The 23,271-nt window shown below is 75.7% G+C and carries 10 protein-coding genes; 4 read left to right on the forward strand and 6 right to left on the reverse strand.

All coding sequences use genetic code 11. From position 1 onward, the window contains the following. Positions 1–12: 12 nt before the first annotated feature. The 3 genes from ACLIYP_RS08235 to ACLIYP_RS08245 form a co-directional block, all read right to left on the reverse strand. Positions 13–1,608, reverse strand: coding sequence for an ABC transporter substrate-binding protein (locus tag ACLIYP_RS08235; protein WP_412712474.1), 1,596 nt, complete (start codon positions 1,606–1,608; stop codon positions 13–15). A gap of 44 nt (positions 1,609–1,652) precedes the next feature. After that, positions 1,653–10,307 carry an SDR family NAD(P)-dependent oxidoreductase gene (locus ACLIYP_RS08240; RefSeq protein WP_412712475.1) on the reverse strand — a complete coding sequence of 2,885 codons (8,655 nt, stop codon included), beginning with the start codon at positions 10,305–10,307 and terminating at the stop codon, positions 1,653–1,655. A 127-nt stretch (positions 10,308–10,434) separates the two neighbouring features. After that, positions 10,435–11,637, reverse strand: a complete 1,203-nt coding sequence (locus ACLIYP_RS08245) for a class I SAM-dependent methyltransferase (protein WP_412712476.1) — start codon at positions 11,635–11,637, stop codon at positions 10,435–10,437. A gap of 269 nt (positions 11,638–11,906) precedes the next feature. Between ACLIYP_RS08245 and ACLIYP_RS08250 the strand changes: the two genes are divergently transcribed. After that, entirely contained in the window at positions 11,907–12,533 is a 627-nt protein-coding gene (locus tag ACLIYP_RS08250; protein ID WP_412712477.1) for a Fur family transcriptional regulator, read from the forward strand. An 80-nt stretch (positions 12,534–12,613) separates the two neighbouring features. On the opposite strand, the gene ACLIYP_RS08255 is transcribed toward ACLIYP_RS08250, so the two are convergent. From ACLIYP_RS08255 to ACLIYP_RS08265, 3 genes are all read right to left on the reverse strand, one after another. Further along, the gene (locus ACLIYP_RS08255; protein WP_412712478.1) at positions 12,614–12,910 is read right to left on the reverse strand and encodes a hypothetical protein; all 297 of its coding nucleotides are present in this window, start codon (positions 12,908–12,910) and stop codon (positions 12,614–12,616) included. A 399-nt stretch (positions 12,911–13,309) separates the two neighbouring features. Beyond that, positions 13,310–15,412 (reverse strand): ATP-binding SpoIIE family protein phosphatase, encoded by a 2,103-nt coding sequence (locus ACLIYP_RS08260; RefSeq protein ID WP_412712479.1) that lies wholly within the window; start codon positions 15,410–15,412, stop codon positions 13,310–13,312. Next, the gene (locus ACLIYP_RS08265) at positions 15,409–18,855 is read right to left on the reverse strand and encodes a BTAD domain-containing putative transcriptional regulator (RefSeq protein ID WP_412712480.1); all 3,447 of its coding nucleotides are present in this window, start codon (positions 18,853–18,855) and stop codon (positions 15,409–15,411) included. Before ACLIYP_RS08265 ends, ACLIYP_RS08260 begins: the two co-directional genes overlap by 4 nt. A 206-nt stretch (positions 18,856–19,061) precedes the next feature. On the opposite strand from ACLIYP_RS08265, the gene ACLIYP_RS08270 reads away from it, so the two are divergent. The 3 genes from ACLIYP_RS08270 (at position 19,062) to ACLIYP_RS08280 (ending at position 23,241) form a co-directional block, all read left to right on the forward strand. Beyond that, positions 19,062–19,595 (forward strand): SDR family oxidoreductase, encoded by a 534-nt coding sequence (locus tag ACLIYP_RS08270; RefSeq protein WP_412712481.1) that lies wholly within the window; start codon positions 19,062–19,064, stop codon positions 19,593–19,595. A 53-nt stretch (positions 19,596–19,648) separates the two neighbouring features. Further along, entirely contained in the window at positions 19,649–20,893 is a 1,245-nt protein-coding gene (locus tag ACLIYP_RS08275) for an MFS transporter (protein WP_412712482.1), read from the forward strand. Between the two features lie 263 nt (positions 20,894–21,156). Further along, complete coding sequence (locus ACLIYP_RS08280; protein WP_412712483.1) at positions 21,157–23,241, forward strand: prolyl oligopeptidase family serine peptidase; 2,085 nt, start codon at positions 21,157–21,159, stop codon at positions 23,239–23,241. Positions 23,242–23,271: the final 30 nt, after the last annotated feature.

The following is a 23,271-nucleotide window of genomic DNA, read 5'->3' on the forward strand; positions in this document are numbered from 1 at the left end:
ACCGGGACCTCTTCACCGCTTCAGCCACGTCCGGTCGAGCAGCATGCGGGCGTATCCGGTGCCGTCGGGCAGCCCGCCGACGCGGGAGTCGGCCACGTCCAGGCCGTCGCCCGCGCCCCAGGCGAGCAGGCCGCCGTCGGAGGCGATCTGCCGCTGGAGTTCGGACATGGCCCTGGTGCGCCGCCCGGTGTCGGTGTCCGCCATGGCCGCCGCGAAGTCCCGGTCGAACGAGCGCTTCTTCCAGCCCGTCTCGTTGTAGGCGGAGGCCGAAAGGGCGGTCTGGCGGACCCAGGTGGGGAACCCGACGCCCGCGTACACGCCGGTGCACAGCGGTTCGCGCAGGTAGACCTCGCTCCAGTAGCGCTCCGGCGGATGCTGGCGGACGGTGACGCGGATGCCGGCCTCGCGCAGCTGGCGCTCGATCAGCGACGCGGCCGTGGCCATCGCCGGGTAGGCCGTGGTGGTGTGGAGCTCGAGGTCGAGCCCGTCCGGATGGCCGGCCCTGCGCAGCAGTTCGCGGGCCTGCTCCAGGTCTCGGGCGGGCGGGGCGAGGTCCTTGGGGTACGACGGGTCGTCGGCGCACGGCGCGTCGTTGCCGGGCGTGCCGTACCCGAGGAACACCGAGTCCACCAGTGCCTGCCGGTCGACGGCGAGCTTGACGGCGCGGCGCACCTCGGGCCGGTCGAAGGGCGCCCGGTCCAGGCGCATCAGCAGCGGGTATCCGTTGGCGGCCCGCCGCCTCAGCACCCGCAGCCCGCCGCCGTCCGCGGCGGACTTGGCGGTGGCCGGGGCCACGTCGCTCGCCACGTCGACGGCGCCGGAGGTGACGGCGGAGGCGAGGGCCTGGGGGTCGGCGAAGCCGCGGACCTCCAGTCCGTCGAGGTGGGGACGGTCGCCCCACCAGCGCTCGTTGCGGGTGAGCGCGGCGGTCTGCCCGTCCAGGGTCTTGAGACGGAACGGTCCGGAGCCCACCGGCCGCTCGAAGTCGTCCGCGCCGTCGGGCACGACGAAGACCACTCCGGCCAGGGTGCGCGGCAGTTCGGCGTCGGGCTCACCGGTGGCGATCAGGAGCGTGTGGTCGTCCTCGGCGCGGCAGCGCTTGATGTCGACGGTGCCGAGCCGGTTGCCGTTCTGCACCGCCTGGTCGGCCATGCGGCGCAGCGAGTGCAGGACGTCGGCGGCGCGGACCGCCTTGCCGTCGGTGAAGCGGGCGTCGTCGCGCAGCCGGAACCGCCAGCGCGTGGCGTTCTTCTCCGCCTCCCAGGAGAGCGCCAGCCGGGGCGCCACCTCACCCCTGCCGGCGGGGGCCACCAGGACGTCGTACAGCGCGGCCATGCGGATCCAGTCGGACTGGTTCAGCAGGGTGCCGTGGGGGTCGGTGACCGCCGTTCCGCCGCCCGCGGCGACGGTTCCGTAGCGGAGGGTACCGCCCGCCACGGGCTTGTCCTCATCGGGCGCGGAGCTGTCGGATGCGGTGCCGCCGTCGCGGCCGCAGGCGGCGAGGGCGGCGGCGCCCGCCAGGGCGAGCCCGGCGCCGAGTACGCGCCGGCGGGCGGGGTGGGTGTCGGTCGGTTCGTCGTCCGCGCGGTGGCGGCGGCCGTTGTCCATGTCGTTCTTTTCTTCCGTTCGGATGTGGCTGGGGGTGCCGGCTCTCACGGCCGGGCGGGGGCCGCGTCCGGCCCGGGGGACCCGAGTGCGCGGTTCAGGGCGGCGGCGACCTCGGTCACGGCGGGGTCGCGGAGCATGGAGTAGTGGTGGGCGGCCACGGGCACGACCTCCAGCGGTCCCGCCACGTGGGGACGCCAGCCCAGCGCCTCGTCGTCGAAGGAGTCGTCGACGCCCATGCCGATGCGGCCGTTGCGGGGGGAGGTGCGGGCCGCGCGCAGCAGCAGCACCGGAACGTCCTCGTCGAGGGGGCCCGCACGGTGCTCGGCGAGGCCGCGCAGATGGCGGGCGAACACCTCCACCCGTCCGGAGACGCTCTCCTGCGTCCCCAGCAGCCGCTCCTGGCGCAGGGACCGTTCCAGCTCGCCGGGGTCCGCGCCGTCGGTGTCGAGGTCGAGGTACGCCTCCAGCGAGCGCAGGTACCTCAGCCTCACCTCCTGCGCGGTGCGCTGCCGGTCCAGGCCCTCGATGGCGACGATGCGGTCCGGGCTGTTGGAGTCGACCATCGCCAGGAGGGCGACCTCCTCGCCCTGCCGCCGCAGTGCGCGGGCGAGTTCGTGGGCGACGGTGCCGCCCATGGACCAGCCTCCGAGCAGGTACGGCCCGTGGGGCTGGTGGTGCCGCACCACGTGCAGGTACTGGCGGACCATGTCCGGGATGCGCTCGGGGGCGGGGTGCCCGGACAGTCCGGGGTCGGCGAGGGCGACGACCGGATGGCCGGTGGTGAGGCGGCGGGCCAGCTCCATGTAGCACAGGACGTCCCCGCCGGAGGGGTGGAGCAGGAACAGCGTCGGCCCCCGCCCTTCCCGCAGCGGAACGGCGATGTCATCGACGGGCACGGTGCCGGCGGCGGCCGTGTCCCGGCCGGCTCCCTCCGCGGCGGCCCGGCCGTCGGCCGCACGCAGCGCCGCCGCGAATCCGGCGACGGTGGGGTCGGTGAGGAACGTGCGCGGTGCGACGGAGGCGCCGTGCTCCCTGGCGTACCGGGTGAGCATCCGCACGGCCAGCAGGGAGTCGCCGCCGAGGGCGAAGAAGTCCGCCGTGCGGTCGACGTCCCCGGCCGGCACGGCCAGCAGACGGGCCCACAGTTCCGCGATCGCGCGCTCGGCCCCGTCACGCGGCGGGCCGGGGTCGTGCGCGGCCGCGGCGGCCTCCGGCTCCTCACCGCGCCGGGGCGGGCCGGTCCGGTCCGGCGCTTCGGCCGGCAGTTCGACCGGCGCCTGCCAGGCCGTTCCGTCGGCCAGTTCCCCGGTGGTTCGCACCACCTCGTCGAACAGCCGGTCCAGGTCGCCGGGGCGGAACAGTTCGTCCACCGAGGCCAGGGCGAGGACGAGTTCGCCGCCCACCTCGTACAGCCGCAGTTCCAGCAGCACCTGGGGGGTGCGGATGCGCTGGTGGTGGTCGGTCTCGTCGACGGTGCCGAGCGGGCCGGCCTCGGGGTCGAGGTCGCCGCCGAGCGCGGCGCCCAGGCCCAGGGTGCTCTGGAAGACCACGGGGGCCGGGGGGCGGCGGCTGCCGGTGCGGCGGGTCAGCTCGCGCGCCACCTCCACGCCGGTGACCAGGCTGTGGGACAGCGAGCCGGTGATCTGCTCCTGGACCCTCTCGGCGAGCGCGGCGAACGGCGCGTCCCCGGTCAGGTCCACGGGCACGAGGGCCGTTCCGGAGAAGGCGCCGATCATGCGGTCGACGTCCGGGTGCATCGGATGGCGGTTGGACTGGAGGGTGTTGAGGACGAACCGGGGGTCCCCCGAGAGCCGGGCGACGGCCGCCGCGTAGGCGGTGGCCAGGACGGCGGAGGGGGTCAGCCCGTGTTCGGCGCACCGCTCGCGCAGCGCTTCCCAGCGGTGCGCGGGCAGCCGGGCCTCACGGCCGGTCATGCCGGCCGCCGTGACCGTTCCGGGGTCGGCGAGCAGCGGGAGCCCCGGCGCGGCGGGCAGATCCTCCAGCCGCTCCCACCACCAGTCGCGGTCGGCGCGCCACGCCTCGGAGGCACGGGCCTCCTCCATGGCGGTGACGTAGTCGCCGAAGTCGACCAGCAGCGGCGGCAGAACGGTGTTGGGGTCGGGGGCGTAGGCCAGGAGCTGGCGGGCGAAGATCTGCGCGGACCAGCCGTCGGCGACCATGAGGCTGAAGGCGATGTGCAGCCGGCCTCGTCCTGCGGGCAGCAGGGTGAGCCGTACGGCGAATCCGGGCCCCTGCGTCGGGTCGGGGCCGGTGCCGCCCATCTCGGCGCGGATGCCCTCCAGTGCCGCCTCGGCCTCCCGTTCGCTCGCGTCCCGCAGGTCGGTCACGGCGACGGGCGCCTCCTGCGCGGCCGGATCGTCCGGGGGCAGGATCCGCTGGCGTCCGTCGGGCAGGACGCGGGCCCGCAGCATCGGCTGCGCGGCCATCAGGCGCCGCACCGCGTCGGCGAGCGCCTCCGGCGCCTCCCCGGCGTCGACTCCGTGCAGGGCGACGTCGGTGTAGTAGTGCACCGAGTCGTACGACAGCTCCCAGCCTCCCTGCTGCCCGACGAAGTAGGCCTGTTGCAGCGGCAGCAGCGCGAACGGCTCCTCGGGGTCGGGGCGCCGGCGGAGCTTCACCGGCAGGGTCTGGGGGGCCGGTGCACCTGTGCCGCGCCGGTGGACGAGCCGTGCGAGGTGGGCCAGGGTGAGGTCGGAGCGCACCTCCGGCAGTGCCAGGACCACCCCCAGGCGCCGTCTGACCATCGCGGCCATGCGGACGGCGAGGAGCGAGTCGCCGCCGAGGCTGAGGAAGGTGGCGTCCGCCGGGATGGCCCCGGCGTCGAGGTCGAGCAGTTCCGCCCACAGGGCCCGCAGGGCCTCGGGCACGGTGTCGGAGACCGGTTCCGCGGGTTCCGCGGGTTCCGCGGTGCCCGGGGCGGGCGGCCCGGGCGCCTCGCCGCCGGGACGGGGGCCGGCGTCGAGGTCGTCCCAGACGTCCGGGTCCCCGGCCAGTTCGGCCAGCCACCCGGTGTAGGCGGCGAAGGCCGCGTCGGCGGCCTCCGCGTCGAGGACGTGCTCGGCGACGTCCCACTGCAGGACCAGGTCGCCGCGGTGCTCGTACGCCTGGTGGTCCAGCCATACCTGCGGGGTCTGGCTGACGCCGTGCACCACCGGGCCCAGCCATTCGTGGTCGTGGGCGTCGCCGTCCCCGCCGAACCGGTCCAGCCCCAGCATGCCGGTGAACACCACCGGTACGTTGCGCTGGGCACCGGTGCGGGACGCCTGCTCGGCGAGGACTTCGAGGCCGGAGAACTCGCGGTGGTCGAGGTCCTCGAAGAGCCGGTGCTGAGCGGCTCGTACCCGCTGGGAGAAGGCGGCGGGCGTGCGCAGGTCGGCCTCGTGGAGCAGCAGTGAGGAGAACTCCCCGACGACGCGGTCCACGTCCGGGTGCACCGGCGGCCGGTCGAAGACGGTCAGGGTGATCGCGAAGTGGCGGTCGCCCGACCAGGCCGCGAGCACGTCGGCGTAGGCGGCGAGCAGGACGGCGGTCGGTGTGGCGCCGAGCCGGGCGGCCCTCTCCCGCAGCGCCTGCCAGCGGCCGGCGCCGAGCACGTGGCGGCGGCGCCCGAACCCGGGCGCGCCCTGCCGGTCGCGCACCGGCAGCGCGGGAGCTCCGGGCAGGGCGGGGGCCCGGTCGCGCCAGTAGGCGGCGGCCCTCGCGTACGCCGGTCCGGAGCGCCTGGCCTCCAGTGCGCGGACGCAGTCGGCGAAGGTGACGCCGACCGGCGGCAGTTCGGCCCCCGGATCCTCGTACAGGGCGCGCAGTTCGCGGTCGACGAGGAGATAGCTGGCGGAGTCGCAGACCAGGACGTCGACGGAGAGGAGCACCCGCCAGCCGTCGGGCAGGCGGACGGCGTGGACCTCGATCAGGGGCCATCGGTCGGGGGCGGCGACCCGCCGGGAGAGGCGGTCGCGCAGTTCGGCCAGGCGCCGCTCGGCCTCGGCCGGGGCCCGGCCGGACAGGTCGGTGACGGGGATGCGGTACTCGAGCACCTGTGGCAGGACGAGGTTGTGGCCGTCGGGGGTGATGACGGCCCGCAGCATGCCGTGGCGGCCGATCACCGCGTTCCAGGCCGCCTGGTAGCGCTCCACGTCGAGTTCGGCGGCGCGGTGCTCCAGGAAGAAGTGACAGCCGACGCCGCCCAGTTCGAAGGTGTCCGAGCGCCCGACGCGGTAGGCGTGCTGAACCCGCGTGAGAGGGAAGGGCTCCCCGGCCGCGACTGCGACTGCGACTGCGACTGCGGCTGCGGGCGTGGACGCGGCGTCGCCTTCCGGCTCTTCCGCGGGGCTCTCCCCCGCCGAGTGCCCCGTGGTCTCCTCCAGCAGCCGTGCCAGTGCCCCCACCGACGGGCGGGCCAGCAGGTCGCGCAGCCTCAGTGTGGCGCCGTGCTCGTCGCGCAGCCGGGCCAGGACCCGGGTGGCGAGCAGGGAGTGCCCTCCGAGGGCGAAGAAGTCGGCCCCGGAATCGTCCACGGGGCGTCCGAGGACGTCGGCGTAGACGGCGGCCACCGTGCGCTCGGCCCAGGTTCCGGGCGCGGTCCCGCCGGTGGCTTCGGTCCCGGTCCGTGCCGTGCGGGCCGCCAGGGCCAGGGAGCGGCCGTTCAGCTCCGCGGGCGAGACGGCGAGGTGGGCCGGCGTGCCGCCCTCGGCGGCCAGGCCGGCGATGCGCAGCAGCGCGTCCAGCGCGTCGGGGGCGTTCAGCGCGTGGCGCATGGTGATCTCGGACGCCGAGGCCCGCTCCTCCTCGGTGCCGAAGCGCCAGCGGTCCCAGTCCACGGCGATCCAGCGGGTGCCGTCCGCACCGTCGAGGGTGTGCGCCAGGCCGCTCAGGTAGCGGCTGGCGGCGACGTAGGCGCCGAGGCCGAAGCCGCCGATGGTGGCGGCCGCGGAGGCCATCAGCAGGACGGTGGCTGGGCGCGCGGACGGGGGGAGCGCGGCGACGGCGTCCCTCAGCGCGAGGGCGCCGGCCACCTTCGGCGCGAGGACCGCCGCGGTCACCGCGGTGTCGGTCTCGGCCAGTGCGGCGAGTTCCACGACGACGGGGGCGTGCACCACCAGATCGATCCGGCCGTGGTCCCGCGCGACGGTGCGCAGCAGGTCTTCCAGTGCCCGGCCGTCGGTGGCGTCGGCGGTCTCCACCCGGACGTCGTGGCCGTCGGCGAGCAGTCGCCGTACGGTTTCGGCGCGGGCTCGCAGGCGCGGTTCGGCGCTGTCGCCGGGCAGCCCGTTGCGGCCGGCCAGGACCACGTGCGCAGCGCGCTCGCGGCACAGACGTTCGGCCAGGGCCAGGCCCACGTTGCCGAGGCCGCCGGTGACGACGACGACCGGCCGGTCCGGCAGGGCGGCGCCGGTGCCGGGCTGCCAGGGCTCCCACTGCCGCAGCCAGCGGTGCCCGCCGCGCAGTGCCGTCTCCCAGGACGCCGCCCGCTCCCGTCCACCGGAGGAGACCAGGTCCACGGCCTCGGCCAGGACCTTCCCGGTGAGGTCCGCGCCGGTGCCGGGGAGGTCCAGCGAGCGCCACCGGACGGCCGGGACCTCCTGGGCCAGGATCCGGGGCAGGCCGCGGACGGCGGCGGCCACGGGGTCGACCGGTTCGTCTCCCACCACCCTCTCACCGGCGGCCGTCACGTGCAGCAGCGGCAGGGTCCGCTCACCGAGCCCGCAGGAGGCGACGGCGGCCGCGAACCGGCCGTGGTCGTGGATCTCCTGTGCCAGGGCGGCGGCGTCCTCCCCCTCGGCGCGGGCACGCCGGTCCGCGCAGTGCACGACGGCCGTCAGCCCGGCCCAGTCCTGGGCCTTCTCCGGCAGGGTGTCCGCCACCTGCGCCCCCAGCCCGCGCAGTGCCGCGCGCAGGGGCTCCGCCTGCTCGCCCGTGCCGATCACCAGCCACCGGCCGCCGTCCACCGCCGCCGTGAGGGGAGGGAGCCTTCGCCAGGCGGGCAGGTGCAGGGGCTGTACGGCGTCGGGTTCGGCGGGAGCGGGCCCGAGAGCGGGGGCCCCCGCCCGCGGCGCGGGGTCCGCCCAGAAGCGGCGGCGCCGGAAGGCGTATCCGGGCAGGGGGACGCGGCGCCGCCCGGGCCTCTGCGCGGCGGTGAGGTCCACGGGCACGCCCGCGCTCCACAGGCGTCCGACGGCTTCCAGCAGTGCGGCCCGTCCGTCGCCTCCCTCGTCCGCCCGGGGGAAGGTGGTGACCGCGGTGGGAACCGCATCGGCGCCCTTCCGCGCGGCGAGCGCGGCGAGCATGCCGCCGGGGCCCGCCTGTACCAGCACCGCCGTGCCGGCGCCGAGCGCGGTGTCCAGGGCGTCGGCGAACCGGACGGTGCCGCGCAGATGGCGGATCCAGTGTTCCGGGTCGGTGAGTTCGGCGGCGGTGGCCTCCTTCCCGGTGAGGGTGGTGACCAGCGGCACGCGGGGGGCGGAGGGGCGGAGCCGTGCGGCGACCTCGCGCAGGCGGGGTATGGCGGCCTCCACCAGCCGGGAGTGCGCGGCGACCTCCACCGCGACCGGCTCCGCCGCGACACCCCTCCGCGCCAGCGCCTCGCGCAGTCCTCCGATCGCCGCCGAGGGCCCGGACACCGCGCAGGCGTCGGTGGCGTTGACGGCGGCGACGTCCAGGTCCGGATGGTCCGCCAGGAGTGCGCGGACGTCGTCCTCGCCGAGCGGGACCGCCAGCATGCCCCCGGCCGGAAGTCCGGCCATGCCCGTGGAGCGCGCCGCGACCAGCCGGGCGGCGTCGGCCCGGTCCAGTACTCCGGCGGTGACAGCGGCCGCGTACTCTCCGACGCTGTGGCCCAGGACCGCGTCCGGACGGACGCCGAAGGCCGCCAGGAGTTCGGCGGTGGCCACGGAGGCGGTGAACAGGGCGGGCAGGCCCACTCCCGGGGTGCGGGCCAGCCGCCGGGCGGCGGAGTAGCCGGGTGCGGCCAGCAGGACGTCGCGCACGTCCGCGCCGATGAGCGGTGCGAACAGCTCCGCGAGTTCGTCGGTGATCCGGGCGAAGCGCGGCTCGTCCCGGTACAGGCCCGCGGCCATGCCGGCGTACTGGGCTCCCCCGCCGGGGAAGGCGAGCACGGTCCGCGGCGGCGCGTCCGGCACGGTGACCGGCGCGGCGCGACGCAGCGCAGCGGCGGGGTCCTCGCCCGGGGCGACGGCCACGGCGGCGCGTACGGGCAGGTGCTTCCGTCCGGCGGCCAGGGTGTGTGCGGTGTCGGCGAGGCCGCCGGCGGTGGAGGAGAGTTCGTCGGCGAGGCGGCCTGCGGTGGCGCGGCAGGCTTCCGGCCCGGCGGCGGATACGACGAGGAGCTGGGCGCGGTCGTCGCGCGGGCCGGGTGCGGGGACGGGTGCCTGCTCCAGGACGACATGGCAGTTGGTGCCGCCGATACCGAAGGAGCTGACCCCGGCCCGCCGGACCCCGTCGCCTTCCCCGTCCCACTTCTCCGTGGTGTGTGCCAGGCGGAAGGCGGAGCCGTCGAGTCCCAGCTCGGGGTTGGGGGTGGCGCAGTGGAGGCTCGCCGGGACGATGCCGTTCCGCAGTGTCAGGACGGCCTTGATGAACCCCGCGATGCCCGCGGCCGAGTCGGCGTGCCCGATGTTGCCCTTGACCGAGCCGAGCAGGCACCACGGGCGGTCGGCCGGGCCGAACACCCGGCGCAGGGCGCGTACCTCGATCGGGTCGCCGAGCACCGTGCCCGTGCCGTGGCCCTCGACGTAGCCGATGTCGCGCGGCTCCAGGTCGGCCACGGCGAGTGCCTCGGCGACGGTGCGGGCCTGCCCGTCGGGGGACGGGGCGGTGAATCCGGCGCGCTCGGCCCCGTCGTTGGCGACCGCCGAGCCGCGCACCACGGCGTACACCGTGTCGCCGTCGGCCAGCGCGTCCTCCAGCCGCCGCAGCACCACCGCGCCGGCGCCCTGGGTGAAGACGGTGCCGCGGGCGTCGGCCGCGTACGGGCGGGTGCGGCCGTCGGCGGAGAACGGCCCGTCCGGCACGTGCAGATAGCCCTGCCCCTGCGGCACCCGCAGGGAGACGCCCCCGGCGATCGCGGTGTCGCACTCTCCGGCCAGCAGGGCCTGCACCGCCACGTGGACGGCGACGAGCGAGGTGGCGCAGGTGGCTCCGACGGCCACCGCGGGGCCGGTCAGGCCCAGGCGGTGGGCGGTGCGCAGCGGCAGGTAGTCGGCGACGTTGCCGGTGTGCAGCTGCAGGCTGCCCGCCGGGTCGGCGCCGCCGAGCGGGTCGAAGCGGTGGGCGAGGTTGGTGGCGAGGTAGCCGGACAGGGCCGCGCCCGCGTAGACGCCGACCGTTCCCGCGGCGCCCGCCCCGCCGTGTCCCGCGTGCTCCAGGGCGTGCCAGGCGGTCTCGAGGAAGACCCTCTGCTGGGGGTCCATCAGTTCCGCCTCGACCTCGCCGATGCCGAACGGTTCCGGATCGAAGGACTCCTGATCGTCGATCAGTCCGCCCACGGGTATGTAGGCCGAACGGCGGCGCAGCGCGGGCGGCACCCCGCGGGCCGCCAGTTCGGCGTCGGTGAAGCGGGTCAGCGCCTCCCGCTCGTCCAGCAGGAGGTTCCAGTAGGCGTCCAGGTCCGGTGCTCCGGGAAAGCGGCAGGCCAGGCCGACCACTGCGATGGAGCCGATCATCGCCGCACCTCCGGGGGAACGCGGTGGTCCGCGGGAAGGAACGGGCAGAGGGAGGTCGGCGGCATGCGGCTGCTCCTGGGCATGGGTGCGGTGCGAGGGGAACGGTGGAAGGGGCGCGGGGCCGGTGCTACGCGGGGGCCGTGGCGGCGAAGACGTACTGGCCCAGACGCGCCTGCGGCCCGTCGGGGCCGGGCAGGCAGACGGTCGGCGCGAAGCCGGCGGCGGCCAGTTCGCGCAGCCACTCCGCGCGTGTGAGGAAGATCCGGTCGAGGCCGCGGCGGAAGTCCTCGAAGTCGCGGTCCGGGTCGTCCGGGCCGGGCGACATGAGGAACTCCATCGAGGTCATGATCTGGTAGTGCTCGCGACCGGTCTCGATGACCACGAGCAGGCCGCCGGGGGTCAGCAGCCCCCGCAGCCCGGACAGGACGCGGCCGATGTGCCGGGCGTTGTGCAGCACGTTGGCGCAGACGATGACGTCGGCGGATCCCGGCCCGTAGCCCTGCGCGGCCATGTCACCGTTCACGTCGAGGAGCCGGTAGCGGATCCAGGGGCGGTCCCCCAGCCGCTCCCTGCCGGAGACGAGGAAGAAACGGGAGACGTCCGTGAAGAGGTACTCGATTCGGGAGGTGCCGTCCTCGGCGCGTTCGGCGTGGGGGGCGAGCGCGGGGAGCATGTCGATGGTGGTGCCCCCCACGCCGGCGCCGACCTCCAGGATCCGCAGCGGACCGCGTCGCCCCCACTGTGCGGCGGCCTCGCGCAGAGCGGCGGCCGCCATCGCGTTGACGTAACGGCTGACGGTGTTCTCGCGGTAGGTGCTGTCGGCCGTGTCCATGGTGCCGTCGGGGAAGAGCAGCGCCTGCAGGGCTATCTCGTCACGCAGCAGTTCCGGGAGGTGTCCGATGGCGTCCAGCAGGAAGCGGGCCATCTCCGGTCCGTGGCCGAGCGCCCGCCCTGCCTCGCGCACCTTCTGCGCCGCCCGGTCCAGTGCCTCGCCGTCCGCGGCCGCCAGGCCGCTGAAGCGGCCGTCGTCGGTGCGGGTGAGCATCCCCTCCCGCACCAGCGCGGCGAGCCAGCGGCGGACGACCCGGCGGTGGCGCGGCGCCGCCTTCACGGCGTCCAGGACCTCTTGCGTTCCGTGGCGGTCTCCGTCGTGGCGGAACAGTCCGTGGCGGCGCAGGATCCGGGCCATCGCCAGCAGTGCGACGCCGTCCAGTTCGTCGGCGAAGGCCGCCGAGCGGGTGAGGTCGGAGCCGGACAGCGCGGCCTCGGCCGCCTCCCGCATCGCGTACCGCAGTCGCTCGGGCGGAACGATCGCTCCGTCAACGGACACCTGACTCCCCCATCTTCGCCCGGCCGTTCGATACGGCGGCACCACGGCACGCCGGCCTCCCGGCGCGCCGAGACGCGGCCACCGGGCACCCGGATCATATAATGACAATGGTTTTCGTTTACAAGAGGCGCGCACAGGCCGACCCGCCGAACCGGCTGGAGGGCGCGAAACGCCCGGAACGTCCGACAACGGCACCGGCCACCCCCTCGGCGGAACCCGAGAGGATGCGGCAGCGGGAAAACGAAAATCGTTTCCTATAGAGTGGCACCATGGTCTGTGACGCCGCGTCACCGGCGGGCTTTCCCGCACCCGGAGGACCCGCATCCCATGAACCACAGGAGTTCCGTACAACGCAGCGGTCTCCGGGAAAGCCGCGGACGCGGAAGAGGCGGAGCCCACCCCGTTTCTCCGGCGAGGCGCCCGAGAGTCGGCCCGCCGCTCGAACGCACCGGGGCACCCCGGCGGACGACGCCCCCCGGCCCCCCGGCCTGTGGTCCCCGCTCCCCGGAACCCGCCGACGACAGGCGACGGTCCTGCGGGTACTCGAAGGGCTGGAGGTGTTCGCCGGCGCCCGGCAGATCCACCGGCACCTCCAGCACCAGGGGGATCCGGTCAGCCTGAGCACCGTGTACCGGGCACTCGCCGCTCTGGAACGCCTCGGCCTGGTCGACGTCGTGCGCGACAGCAGCGGGGGGAGGTCCTACCGCTACAGGGACACCACCGAGCACCGGCACTACCTGGTCTGCCGCGGCTGCGGACACAATGTGCCCTTCCCCTGCCGGGAGTTCGAGGAGTGGCTGGCGGCTGCGCAGCGGCGGCACGGGTTCGTCGACGTACGCCACGTGCTCGTCTTCGAAGGACGGTGCCGGAAGTGTCCGGACGGACGGACAGCCTGACGGCCCGCATCCCGACAACCGGAGCGAGCGGGCCGCGAAGTCCCGGCGGCGGTTCCGCGGCACCGCGCAACCGCCGGTCCTCAGTGCTCGTCCCAGTGGCCCTCGTGAAGGGCGTGCCGGCATCCGTCGTGCACGTAGTCGGTGTGGTCGCCGTGCGGGACGGCGAGGTGGCCGCAGCTCTCGCCGTGCCGGTGCGGGTGGTCACCGTGGACCGCGTGCCCTTCGGGCTCGCACTCGTCGACGTGACCCTCGTGGACGCGGTGGAGGTGGCCCTCGTGCACGTAGTCGGTGTGGTCGCCGTGCCCGAAGGCGACGTGGCCGCAACCCTCGCCGTGCCGGTGCGGGTGCTGGGTGTGTGGGGCGTGTGCGGTAGCCATGTCCTTCGCCTGCCTGTCGGAGCGTTCTGGACGCTTCAGCCGCGTATGGCTCAGGTTCCAGGTTCCTCCCGACCGGTGGTTTCTTCAAATCCCACCTGCTCCACGGCGGCCGGCGCCGCCCCCGCCGCGTCATACGGGACCGTCGCCGAGCAGGGGGCCGGGGGTCGAAGAAGGCTCTCCAGCCCTCCCGGCCCAGCGACGGTTCCGAGTCGGTGAGCAGCGTGTCGTCCGGCGCCGAGCGGATGCGTCCCTCGCCGAGGCCGACGCCGGTGAAGACGATCTGGTTGCGCCGCTCACCGTGGTAGTCGTCCCAGGACCACGGGGCGAACGTGCGTCGCTGCGGCGAGGCCGCCTCCCGGGCATGCCGGGCGTCCGCGTGGAGTGCGGTTGCCGGTGAACTCAGGGGCCCTCGGTGAGCTGCTCGGTCCAGATGGTCTTGCCGCCGGGGGTGTAGCGGCTGCCCCAGCGGTGGGCGAGCTGGGAGATGAGGAACAGGCCGCGGCCGCCCTCCTCGGACAGGCGGGCGCGGCGCAGGTAGGGCTGGGACTGGCTGGGGTCGGAGACCTCGCAGACGAGCCGGTGGTCCCTGATCAGCCGCAGGCCGATGGGGCCGCCGGCGTAGCGGACGGCGTTGGTGACCAGTTCGCTGACGATCAGCTCGGTGGTGAAGTCCAGCTCGCCCAGGTCCCACTCCGCCAGCTGGGCGGAGGCCAGGGCCCGGGCGTGCGCGACGAGGCTGGGGTCGGCGGGCAGTCGCCAGAAGGCCGTGTCCTCGGGCGGCACCCGGTCCACGCGGGCCAGGAGCAGGGCGAGGTCCTCGTCGCGGTTCTGCTCCCGCAGGCGGGCCAGGAGGCGGGGTCCGACCTCGCTCAGCGGCTGTTCGGTGCTCGCGGCGGTCCGGGCGCTCTCGCGCATCCGCTCCAGGTCCCGCTCGGTGTTCCGCGCCGCCGCGGTGAGCGGTCCGCTGTGGAAGGCGAGGACATCGCCCGGCCGCAGGAGCAGTTCCACCGGTTCGAAGGGTTCGGTGCCGCCTCCCAGCGGCGGCCCGGGACGGAGTCCGACGCTGTCGGCCGCGCAGTCCTGCCTCCTGGACAGGACGGGGCCGGGGTGGCCGGCACTGGCGACGAGGCACCGTCCGGTGACCGGGTCGTAGGCGGCGTACAGGCAGGTCGCTCCGTGCAGGGAGCTGACGGCCGGCCCCGCCCGGTGCCCCTCGTCCTCACCGATGCGGGTCACCAGGTCGTCCAGATGGCTCAGCAGCTCGTCGGGCGGCGGGTCCAGGTCGGCCAGGGTCTGCACCGCCGACCGCAGCCGTCCCATGGCGCCGGCGGCGTTCACTCCGTGCCCGGCGACCTTGCCCACCACGAAGGCCACCCGGACCCCGGACAGCCGGATCACGTCGTACCAGCTCCCGCCGGTGCCGGCCGCGGTGCTGGCCGGCGCGTACATCCCCGAGGTCTCCGCCCCGGCCAGGCGCACCACCGGAGGCGGCAGCAGGCTGCGCTGCAGGGCCTCGGCCGTGCGCCGCTCCCGGGTGTACCGGCGGGCGTTGTCCAGGCCCAGGGCCAGCCGGGAGCCGATCTCCTCGGCCAGGGTCGCGTCACTGCGGTCGAACGGAGTCCGGCCCCCGGTCCGCCACAGCGGCACGGCCCCCAGTACGGTCCCGCGCGCCCGCAGCGGGAGGACCAGGAAGGAGGTCGCGGCCTCGGGCAGGCTCAGCCGGGACCGCCGCGGATCCCGTGCCGCCGCCCTCCGCAGGCCGCTCAGGTCCGGCATGATGCCGGCCGCCCCCCGCAGCAGGTGCTCCCGCTCGACATCCCCGATCGAGAACGTCTCTCCGAGGCCGTAGACCTCCCCGGGCCACATTCCCTCCCCGGCGGCCACGGCGACGCGCCTCATGGAGGCGTCCGCGGCGAACTCCCCGAGCTCCTCCCCCGCCAGCACCTCCTCGGTCAGATCGACCGCGCCCAGATCGGCGAACACCGGCACCAGCAGATCGACCAGTTCCTCGGCGTTGCGCGCCACGTCCAGCGAACCGCCGACGCGCACCGCCGCCGCGTGCAGCAGGTCCAGCCGCTGCTGTGCGCGCGGGCTGGAGGCCAGCACACCGCCTCCGGCCAGGGCCACCCGCATCCCGAACTCGTCCTCGAGCTCGGCTCCCGCCGCGGGCACCAGCCAGACGAGGAAACGCGCCCCGCCTCCCCCCGCGAGCGCGAACACGCTCACGTCCAGGTCCACCCGGCCGCCGCCGACGCGCCGCAGCACCACGCGCCCGTCGCCGCGGCGGCCGTGCCCGGCGCTCTCGGCCAGCCCCGCCCACGCCGACGGATCCTCGAGGAAGGAGCCCAGCTCCCTGCCGCGGAGCTCCCCGGCCGAGCCGCCCAGCAACTCCAGAACGGGCTGCGTGCACGCCATCACCGCACCGGCGGCGTCCAGCACCAGCTCGGCGGGCTGCCCCCAGCCCGCCGCCCCGGTTCCGGGGGGACCGCCACGGCCGGTCATACGCCTCCCACCACGACATCGTCACAAGGTCCCGTGCCTCCCAGGAGAAGACCTCGTTCCGTCCGCCGCAACCCGGCCGCGCCCCGGGGGACAGGCGGCGGACCGCTCCGGCAGGGCCCGCCGGGGACCTCACCCCCGGCCCCGCCGGTCGGCCAGCCCAGCTCCGCGGACGCATGGCGCACCGCCTCCTCCGCGGTCAGCCGCGCGCCGCGCTCGAAGGCCTGAGTGAAGGCGGGCTCGCCCAGTGTCTCCCGGGCCGCCGACGCGATGCGGTCGACATCGCCGCGCTCGGCGGGCGGCAGCGGAGCCCCCAGGCCTCGCCGCGCCGCGTTCGCCGCCCCGAGCAGCACGGCCGCGCACGCGGCGGCCTGCCCGTGCCCATGCCCGTGACCGCGACCGAGCAGCGCCGCCGCCCCCGCGAGGCCTTCCAGGGAGAGGGCGAGGGCGCGGGGCTCGCCCAGGGAGCGGGCGACGTCCAGGCCGCGCAGGTGACAGGCGGCGGACCGGTCCGCGTCACCGCGGAGTTCGGCCACGAAACCGAGTTCGGCGAGGAGCAGGTGGTCGCCCGCCTCCGAGGACACGTCCGCGTAGCCGTCGCGGATGCGCGTCAGGTGCGCCTCGGCTCCGTCGAGGTCGCCGGAGCGGCGTGCGCCGAGCGCGAGGCCCATCTCCGAATGGATCTCGCCGTACTTGTAGCCCTGTTCCACGGCGATACGGCGTGCCCGCTCGTGCAGATCGCGGGCCCGCTCCCAGTCGCGGGCCAGCAGCGCGAGCCGGCCGAGCCCGGACAGCCGGGCCGACACCTCCGTCTCCAGGCCCAGTTCCCGCGCCATGCCCAGCCCTTCACACTGACGGCGTGCCGCGTCGTCGTAGTCGCCCCTGACCTCGGCGAGCGCGGCGAGCGGTGAGACGGTCTGCAGCTCCCCCCAGCGGTCTCCCAGTTCGCGGAAGAGTTCGGCGCTGCGCAGGCCGTCGCGGCCGAGTCCCGCGAGATCGCCGCGGATCAGCGCGAGTGTCGCCCGCAGGCCGAGGGCGGCGGCGGTCCCCCATCGGTCGCCCGCCGCGGTGAAGAGGCCCAGGGCGCGCGCGTTCAGTCCGTCGCAGGCGGCGGCTTCGCCCGCGCTGAACATCCCGTACGCGCACAGCCACAGGGCGCGGGCGCTGCGCACGGGGTCGGGGACGGCGTCGGCGGCCGCGTCGAGGTCCGCCTCGGTGCGGTCGCCGGTGAGCAGCGCGAACGCGGCGTTCAGCAGAACGGGTTCCGGCGCGTTGCCCCCGGCGGCGGACAGGACGGCCGTCAGGCCGCGGCGGGCCTCGGTGAAGCGGCCGCACAGCAGCCACCACCAGGACAGGGCGGTGGCGAGCCTCACCGCCTCGGCGGCCCGTCCCTCGGCCGCTCGGCGGACCCCCTCGTCGAGTGCGGCGCGTAGATTGCCTGCCTCGGCGTCCAGGCGTGCGAGCCAGGTCCGCTGGTCCGCGCCTCGCAGCCCTGGCTCGGCACGCTCGGCGAGTGCGAGGTAGTAGCGCAGATGGCGGTCGCGTACGGCGGTGAGGTCCTCCATCTCGTCCAGCCGCTCCGCCGCGTACGCGGTGACGGACTCCAGCAACCGGTAGCGGGGCCCGGTGGGGCCGTCCACGACGACCACCAGTGACCGGTCGACCAACCGCGTCACCAGGTCGAGCACTTCCTCACGGGCGACGCCGTCGCCCGCGCACGTCGCCTCGGCGGCTTCCAGGTCGCAGCCGTCGCTGTGCACCGCCAGGCGGCGCAGGACGATCCGCTCCGGTGCGCTGAGCAGCTCCCAGCTCCAGTCGATCATGGCCCGCAGGGTCTGCTGGCGGGCGGGCGCGCCCCGCTGCCGGGAGGTCGTCAGCACCCGGAACCGGTCGCCGAGACGGGCCGCCAGTTCCCGCACTCCCAGAGCGCGCACACGGGTGGCGGCGAGTTCGAGGGCGAGCGGGATGCCGTCGAGGCGGCGGCAGATCTCGGCGACGGCCTCCTGGTCGGACGTCTCCCGGCCGAGGCGGAAACCGGGAGCGGACGCGGCTGCGCGCTCGGCGAACAGGCGTACGGCGTCGGCGGTCCGCAGGGGCTCGACCAGGAACACGGCCTCTCCGGCCAGGCCGAGCGGCTCCTGGCTGGTGGCCAGCACGCGCAGGCCGGGCGCGGTGCGCAGCAGCAGCTCGGCCAGTTCGGCGGCGGCGTCGACGACGTGCTCGCAGTTGTCCAGGACGAGCAGGACCCGGCGGTCCCGCAGGGCGGCGGCGAGGCGCTGTGCGGGGGGCCGCTCCCCGGCACCGGTCCCGTTGCCCGGCAGCGCGGAGGGGGCGTCCTCCCGGATGCCGAGGGTGGCGGCGACGACCTGGGCGAGGTCGGCGGAGGTTCCGGCGCGAACGCCGGCGAACTCCACGAGCCAGACGCCGTCGGGGTGCCCGCCGGCCGTGGCGTCAGCGGCCGTGGCGGCGGCCGCCGCCACGGCCAGGCGGGTCTTGCCGACGCCGCCGGGCCCGGTGAGGGTCACCAGGCGCGCGGCGCCCAGGAGCCGGGAGAGCCGGGCGAGGGCCTGGTCCCGGCCGATGAGGGGGGTGAGCGGGACGGGCAGGTTCGATTCGGGGCCCGCCGCGGGCGGTGGCGCGGCCGGCCCGGAAGCCGTCCCGGCCCGGACGGGTTCCGGCGCGGACGGCACCGGGGGGAGCGGGTTCCGGTGGAGCACCGGGTCCTGGCGGAGCACCGCCTGGTGCAGCGCGCCGAGTTCGGGGCCGGGATCGACGCCCAGTTCCCCGGCCAGGTGGGCTCTCAGATCCTCGTACGACGCCAGGGCCTCGCTCTGGCGGCCCGCCAGGTAGAGAGCCCGTATCCGGACGGCGCGCAGGCGCTCCCTGAGCGGGTACCGGGCCACCAGGTCGGCCAGCTCCCCCGCGAGGAGCACGTGGTCTCCGGCCGCCAGCCGTGCCTCGGCCTGCTCCTCCAGAACGGACAGCCTCTGCTCGGTGAGGCGGTGCGCGGGCCCCCGCGCGAACTCCTCGTCCGCGAAGTCCGCGTACGCGGGTCCCCGCCACAGGCCGAGGGCCTCGGTGAGCAGCGCAGCCCGTGCGCGGGGGTCGCGTACGGGCACGGCCTCGGCCACGAGGGCCCGGAAGCGGTCGGCGTCCACCTCGTCGGCGACCGGGTCGAGCCGCAGGCGGTAGCCCGGCCCCTCCCGCACCACGCGGTCCCGGCCCAGGACGCGGCGCAGTTGGGAGACCTTGGACTGGAGGGCTCCCGCCGGCTTGCCCGGCGGTCCGTCACCCCACAGGTCGTGGACCAGGCGGTCCGTGGACACCGGGTCCCCACCGTGCGCGAGCAGGTCCGCCAGCAGCGTCCGGACCTTGGCCTCGGGAACCCTGATCGCCTTCCCCTCGTCGTCCCACACCGCGAGTGGCCCGAGTAACCCAAACCGCATGTGATCAACGGTACATGTCCGGTCCGCGCCGCACGCCCGCGTGCCCCGTCCCTCCCGCACCCGTCCTCCGGGGAGGCCGTCAGGGGAGGCCGTCAGCGGACCGTCAGCGGCTCCGAAGCCCGTCCGAAGCGTCTTCGCGCACAGTCCTGTCCGCCGGATGACGTGGCGCTCCCGGAAGCACGGGGCGCCGGAAGGGAGCGGCGGGCATGGCCAGGTACGCGGGGAGAAGGGCGGTCGTCGTCGGCCAGGCCACCGGTATCGGCCTGGCCATCGCCAAGCGCCTCGTGGAGGGGGGCGCGGAGGTCCTGCTGACCGCCCGCACCCCCGGCGAGCGCGCGTACGCGAGCGCCGAGCTGGGTTCCGCGGCCCGGGTCGTCGCCCCGGCCGCCGTCGAGCACGGCCCCCGGCCGGCCGGCCGGGGCGTCGACTTCGTGTTCGCCGACGCCGTGGCCACGGCGCGCCCGCTGCTGCCGTACCTCAGGGACGGCGGCGGGGTGGTGCTGACCACCCCCGCCGCCGTGCACGAGCTCGCCGCCGAACTCGCCTCCCGCGGCATCCGCGTCAACGCGGTGGCACCGGGTTGCATCGAGGCGTCGGCGGACGGTACCGCGCCGCTGCCGCCGCTCGGCCGTCTCGGCTCCGCCGAGGAAGTGGCCCGCGCCGCGCTGTTCCTGGCGACGGACGCGACGTTCACGACCGGCGTCCAACTCCCCGTCGACGGCGGCCTCGGCAATCCGTGACCGCACTCCGCTTCAGAAGACATCCACGTCCCCCGAGACCCGGAGCACATCACATGAGCACCTCACCCGAGATCGCGGATCCCCCCGGCCCGGGCACCCATGCCGCGCCGCCTGCGAACGGCGGGGGCCAGGAGCGGGAGAAACTGCCCCTCTTCGCCCTGCTGGCCCTGTCCACGGCCGTCTTCATCACCAGCCTCACCGAGACCCTTCCCGCCGGTCTCCTCCCCGCGATGAGCGAGGGTCTGAACGTCAGGGAGTCGGCGGCCGGGCAGACGGTCACGATCTACGCGATCGGCACCGTTCTGACCGCGATCCCCCTGAGCGCGGCCACCGCGGGCTGGCGGCGCAAGCGGCTGCTGCTGACGTCGATGACGGGCTTCGCCGTCGCCAACACCGTCACGGCCCTCTCGTCGGTCTACGGTCTGACGATGGTGGCGCGGTTCGTCGCGGGCGTCGCCGCCGGTCTGGCCTGGGCCCTGCTCGTCGGGTACGCCAGGCGCATGGCGCCCGTCCGCCTGCAGGGCAGGGCCATCGCCATCGCGATGGCGGGCATCCCGGTGGCGCTCTCCCTCGGTGTGCCCGCCGGAACCTTCCTCGGCTCGATGCTCGGCTGGCGCGCGGCGTTCCTGTCGATGACGGCCCTCACGGTGGCGCTGCTGCTGTGGATCGTCATGGGCGTGCCCGACTACCCGGGGCAGGCGCGCGGTGAGCGGCCGAAGATGCTGGGGGCGCTGCGCGTCCCGGGGGTGTCCCCGGTGCTGTTCGTCGTCCTCGTCTTCGTCCTGGCCCACACCATCCTGTACGCCTACATCGCCACGTTCGTCGACGACCTGGGCATGGGCGACGACACCGATCTGGTGCTGCTGGTCTTCGGCGGCGCCTCGCTGGTCAGCATCTGGATCGTGGGGGCGCAGATCCACAACCGGCTGCGCTCGCTGACGGTCGCCAGCGTCCTGCTGGTCGCCGTGGCCGCCGCGCTGCTCGCGGTCGTCGCCGACAACGCGGCCCTCGTGTACCTCGCCTCCGCCCTGTGGGGCCTGGGCTGGGGCGGTGTGCCCACCCTGCTGCAGACGGCCGCCGGCGACGCCGGCGGCAAGGCGGCCGACGCGGCGCAGGCGATGCTGGTGACGCTGTGGAACGTCGCCATGGCGGGCGGCGGCATCGTCGGCGGCGTCCTGCTCGACGTGATCGGCAGCGAATCCTTCCCCTGGGCCGTGATGCTGCTCCTGGCACCTGTGCTCGCGGTCGTCCTCATGGCGCACAGGCACGGCTTCCCCGCCAGGCGGCCCGGCGCGTAGGACGGGCCCGGACCCCGGTCGGCGGGGTCCGGGGCCGTCGACCGGGGCTCCCGCGGCTGCGACGCCGCTGAGCCGCCGGGGCGACCGGGGCGACCGGGGCGACCGGGGCGACCGGGGCGACCGGGGCGACCGGGAAGGACGCTAGGATGCCGCGGTCCGGAGCGCAGGACGGCCCCTTCCCCCGTCCCCGTCCCTCCCCGCGAGCACTCCCGTTTCCCGGGGCGTCCGCACTCCTCCCGGTCACCCGTACTAAGGAGTTCCCCGTGAACGCCTCCGGCTTCCCGCGGCAGTTCGCCCGCACCCGCCGCTTCTCGCTCGGTGTCCCCCGGCAGCCCGCGGTGTCGCCGGACGGTGCGCGGGTGCTGTTCGTCCGCACCGGGGGCGGTGACGACCCCGTCGGGCGGCTGTGGCTGTGGGAGGACGGCGAGGAGCGGTTGCTGGCCGCCCCGCACGGCGCGGACGACGGCGCGCGCCCGGTCCCGCCCGAGGAGCGGGCGCGGCGCGAACGGGCCCGCGAGCGGTCCACGGGCGTGGTGGCGTACGCGGCCGACAGGGAGCTGCGGCGCGCGGTGTACGCGCTCGGCGGCGCGCTGTGGGCGGTGGACACCGGCGGCGGCCCGCCGTTCCCGGTGCCGGCGGCCGGCCCCGTGGTGGATCCCCGGCTCTCCCCGGACGGGGAACTGATCGCCTACGTCACCGGCGGCGCGCTGCACGTCGTCGGCTTCGGCGACGGCGGCGACCGGTGCCTGGCCGCCCCCGAGGGCCCTCAGGTGACGTACGGGCTGACCGACCACGTGTCGGCCGAGTCGATGGGGCGGCTGCGCGGCCACTGGTGGGCGCCCGACGGCCGGGCCCTGCTGGCGGCCCGGGTGGACACCTCGGCGGTGCGGCGGCGGTGGGTCTGCGACCCGGCGCGTCCCGAGCTTCCGCCGCGCCCCATGGCCTATCCGGCCGCGGGCACGCCCAACGCCGACGTCTCCCTGCACCTGCTCTCCCTCGACGGCGGCCGTACCGAGGTCGTCTGGGACCGCGCGGCCTTCGAGTACGTGGTGGCCGCCGGCTGGGACGCCCACGGCCCGCTGGTCACCGTGCAGAGCCGCGACCAGCGCGTGCTGCGGGTCCTGGCGGTCGATCCGGCCACGGGCGCCACCCGCGTCCTGCACGAGCAGCGCGACCGGCACTGGGTGGAGCTGGTGCCGGGCGCGCCGTGCCGCACCGGATCGGGACTGCTGGTGAGGACCGAGGAGTCGGCCGGCACCCGGCGGCTGCGCGTCGGCGACACCCTCACCCCGGCGGGCCTGCAGGTCACCGGGGTGCTGGGCACGGAGGGCGAGGAGGTGCTGTTCACCGGGTGCGAGGACCCGGTCGAGGAGCATGTGTGGGCCGTGGGGCCGGGGTCGGGCTGCCGCCGCGTCAGCGACGGGCCCGGGGTGCACTCGGCCGCCGCGGCCGGCGGCACCGTGGTGCTCGACAGCCTGGCCCCGGACGGGCACACGGTCACCGTCCGGCGCGGCGGGACGATGGCGGGAGGGATCGCCTCCCTGGCCGAGGAGCCGGTCGTGACGCCCCGTCCCCTCTTCCTCGTGCACGGCGGACGGCGGTTGCGCAGCGCGCTGTTCCTGCCCTCGGGATACGACCCGCGGGCGCCGGACGCCCGTCCCCTGCCCGTCCTGCTCAGCCCTTACTCCGGGCCGGGGATGCGGCTGGTGGTGCGGGCCCGGACGTGGTGGGCGTGCGTGGCCCAGTGGTTCGCCGAACAGGGCTTCGCCGTACTGGTCACCGACGGGCGCGGCACCCCGGGGCGGGGGCCGGCGTGGGAGAAGGAGATCCGCGGCGACCAGCTCACCCCCGTGCTGGAGGACCAGATCGACGCCCTGAACGCGGCGGTGGCCGATCATCCGTACCTGGACCCGGGCCGGGTGGCGGTCCGCGGCTGGTCCTTCGGGGGCACGCTCGCCGCCGCGGCCGTGCTGCGCCGTCCGGAGGTCTTCCACGCCGCGGTCGCCGGAGCGGCGCCCACCGACCAGCGGCTGTACGACACGCACTGGAAGGAGCGCTACCTGGGCCATCCGGAGCGGGAACCGGAGAACTACGATCGCTCCTCGCTGCTGCGCGACGCCCACCGGCTGCGCCGTCCGCTGCTGCTGGTGCACGGCACCACAGACGACAACGTGGCCTTCGCGCACACGTTGCGGCTGTCCGCGGCGCTGCTGGCCGCCGGGCGCGAGCACTCGGTGCTGCCGCTGTCCGGCGCGGGGCACGGCGGCGGCGACGGGACGGCCGCCGAACGGCTGCTCGGTTTCGAGCTCGGCTTCCTGCGCGACGCGCTCGGGCTCGGGCCCGGGTGACGGTTCAGGGAGGCGGTTCCGGGAGGCGGT

Source organism: Streptomyces nanhaiensis, from assembly GCF_046614825.1.
GTDB lineage: Bacteria > Actinomycetota > Actinomycetes > Streptomycetales > Streptomycetaceae > Streptomyces > Streptomyces radiopugnans.